This window comes from Aquabacterium lacunae (assembly GCF_004310865.1).
GTDB classification, from domain to species: Bacteria; Pseudomonadota; Gammaproteobacteria; order Burkholderiales; family Burkholderiaceae_C; genus Aquabacterium; species Aquabacterium lacunae.
Genome location: NZ_SIXI01000031.1, coordinates 1 through 880, shown reverse-complemented (window position 1 = coordinate 880; position 880 = coordinate 1). Strand labels below are relative to the sequence as shown.

The following is an 880-nucleotide window of genomic DNA, read 5'->3' as shown; positions in this document are numbered from 1 at the left end:
GGCGTTAGGCCCCACCACCGATGGAAAGCTCAGCTGATCAAATCAAGCAGAACAACATCGCTCTAATGGGTAGCGATCTTGGGACGATCTACAGCGAACTATGGCAAGAAGTTGGCCGGATGTTCAGCAATTGGCAAGAATACGTCTCACTGTTTGGAACAAACCCCGAGCGAATTGAGTTGCTCAACAATGCCGCAGGACATTTTTTTCGCACCGTTCAAGATGGCCTTTGGGAAAGAACACTACTGCACCTCTCCAGAATCACTGATCCTGCACAGCAAGGCAAAAAGAAGAACTTGTCAATACATAGTCTTGTTGAAGCAATAACTGACATAGCACTTAAATCAAAAGTCACCGCAAGCATTGCGCGTGCAACAGAAAAATGCGCATTTGCAAGAGACTGGCGCAACAGATTTATCGCTCACGCCGACTTTGATTTGGCGCTTGACCAGTCGGCACAGCCGCTAGCTCCGGCATCCCGTCTGCAGGTGCGGGAAGCGCTAGAAGCAATAGAGGAAGTGCTTAACACCATCTCTACAGCGCTGCAGGATGCAACGACTCGTTTTAGCGAAATGGCATTATTAAACTCCGGCGAAGATTTGATCTATCTTCTCGAATTTGCGACACGCAAGAAAGAAGAGCGAGAAAAGCGCTTCGAGTCAGGCCAATACACGGAGGAAGACCTTGCAGACCTTCGCCCACGCTCCATATAACCCTTGGCTTCACACATGAAGTTCAACGCCAAAAACCAATATCCGTGGCCTAACATTACGGTCAAGCGGACGCCAACAAAGCCCATGGCTTCGCCATTTTCATGGGCTTTGTTGGTGCCCTCCACTCGCTGCGCTCCTTCCGGCGCAGCTTACCTTGGGCGTTAGGC

The 880-nt window shown here is 50.2% G+C and carries 1 protein-coding gene; it reads left to right on the top strand.

The window, feature by feature from the left end; translation table 11 throughout:
• The first annotated feature begins 20 nt into the window (after window positions 1–20).
• Complete coding sequence (locus EYS42_RS16870) at window positions 21–713, top strand: AbiU2 domain-containing protein (protein ID WP_130969377.1); 693 nt, start codon at window positions 21–23, stop codon at window positions 711–713.
• The last annotated feature ends 167 nt before the right edge of the window (window positions 714–880 follow it).